Annotated in this window: 1 protein-coding gene; it reads right to left on the bottom strand. The window is 75.7% G+C overall.

Annotated elements, in window-relative coordinates:
• Positions 1 to 1,969 (bottom strand): SDR family NAD(P)-dependent oxidoreductase (locus tag ACTIDRAF_RS31550; protein WP_211215434.1); only part of this gene is annotated, 1,969 nt, incomplete at its 3' end.
• Positions 1,970 to 2,199 lie beyond the last annotated feature (230 nt).

Raw genomic sequence — 2,199 nt, forward strand, 5'->3', positions numbered from 1 at the left:
CCGCCGCGATCACCACCCGGTGCGGTGGCTCCGCCGCGCTCACCTCGCGGGTGAAGGCGGCCGCTCCCGCGTCGGGGGAGATCAGCGGGATGCCGGCCCGCCGCAACCGGTGGGCGAGTTCGGGTCCGATCATCCCGCCGCGCCACGGCCCCCAGGCGATGGAGCTCACGGCGCAGTCCGGGCGGGCGACCCGCTGCGCCGAGGCCACCAGGTTGAGGACCTCGTTGGCCATGGCGTAGTCCGCCTGGCCCCGGTTCCCGAAACATCCGGCGATGGAGGAGAAGAGGACCAGCAGCTCCAGCGGGTCGTCCTCGGTGGCGCTCAGCAGGGCTCGCAGCCCGCCGACCTTGGGCTCGAAGACGCTGGCGAACCGTTCGTCGGTCTTGTCCGCCAAGAGCCCGTCGGCGACCGTTCCCGCCCCGTGCACGAGACCGGTGATCGGCCCCCAGTCGCGCCGGACCTCGTCGAGGGCATCCGCCACCGCCGTGGCGTCCCGGACGTCCACGGCGAGGTACCGCACCGGTGAGCCCGCCGCCGTGAGGGCGTCGAGCGTCGCCCGGATCTCCCGCACCGCCAGCACCCGACGTGCCTCCGCGCCCAGTTCGGCGGGGGTCGGCGGGCCTCCCGGCCGGTCGCTCCACAGTGCCGCGATCCGCCGGAGCAGTTCGGCTTCCTCCGTCGCGCCGTCGAGTCCGGCCGGTTCCTCCGCCAGCTCGGTGCGTCCGAGCAGCGCGAGGTGCGGCTGGTGCTCCCGGGCGAGGGCCAGGAGCGCGGCGGCGGTCACTCCCCTGGCGCCCCCGGTCACGACGATCACCGAACCTGGGCCGACCCGGTGCTGCGCGACGTCCGGGACCACGCCGGCACGGTCGTACTGGAGAACCACCCGGCTCCCGTCGGCACCGAGCCCGACGTCCGGTGTCGCGCCCCCGGTCGTCAGCTCGGTGAACAGCGCGTCGGCGATCTCCTCGGGGGCGCGGTCACCGCACTGGCAGTCGATCGCCCGCACCGACGCGCGGGGCCACTCCCTCCCCGCCGTCCTGGCCAGCCCGGACAGCCCGCCGAGCCAGGCGCGGTCCGGCCGGCGCCCGGCGAGGCCGAAGTCTCCCCCGGTGTCCTGCACGGTGACCAGCAAGGTCCCCTGTTCGCCGGCCCCGGCGGCGGCCATCCGGCTGGCCGCCGCGAGCGCGGTCCGGTGCAGCGCGACGGCGTGGTCCGGCGAGCTGTCCTCGGTCAGCCCGTCCAGGAGGACGACCGCCCTGGCCGAGGGTGGGACCTCCTCGACCACGGTCGCCTCGAAGCCCTCTCCGACGAGACGGTCGACCAGTGCCCGGGCGACCCCCCGGCCGTCGTCGGTGACCACCAGCGGAGCGTCCCCGAGTCCGGGGGTGGGCTGGCCCGGGGCGGCGGAACCGCGTATCCCGACGACGAACCGGTCGACCTCGTCGACGGCGTCGACCAGGGTGTCGGGCGGCCGCGGGTCGGCGGGTTCGGGGCCGGCGTGAGCGCCGGTGTCGGTGTCGGTGTCGGTGTCGGTGTCGGCCGGCGTCGGCGCGGGCTCGGCCGGTGGTGCCGTCGACCCGTCCCCGCCGGTCGCCAACCGCTCGGCGACCTCGCGCAGGGTCCGCAACCTGGCCCAGGAGGCCACGTCCTCCTGGGGAAGTTCGCCGACCCGGTCTCGCAGGGCCGAGAACATCTCGACCTTCTTGATGGAGTCGACACCGAGGTCGGCGTCCAGTTCCATGTCGAGTCCGAGCACCTCGACCGGGTAGCCGGTCGTCTCGGCCACCACCGCCAGCAGCAGTTCCTCGATCCGCGCCGGTTCCAGCGCTGACAGGTCGATGGTTCCCAGGTCGGACGTCAGCGGAGCGGCACCGGCGGCCGGAGCTGCGGACGCGGCCGGATCACCGTCGGGAGCGGTGTTCGTCCCCGGGGCGCCGCCCGCGCTGTCGGGCCACGGCGCCGGAGGCATGCTCGTCACCGTCCACCCCGTGGTGGAACCTCCCGGTTCTTCCGCGTGCGCCGCCGGTCGGACGTCCGCGATCGGCGTCCTCGCCGCCGGCTCGGGCGGCACGGGACCGCCGAGCGGGTTGGCACCGCCCCCGGTGAGCACCGCGAGGTCCTCGGCCGGGACGGCGGGCAACGCCGCCGGAGGACCGGCGGCCGCCCGCGCCCAACTCGACTCCTCCGCCTCCTTCCCCC

This window comes from Actinoalloteichus spitiensis RMV-1378 (genome assembly GCF_000239155.1).
GTDB classification, from domain to species: Bacteria; Actinomycetota; Actinomycetes; order Mycobacteriales; family Pseudonocardiaceae; genus Actinoalloteichus_B; species Actinoalloteichus_B spitiensis.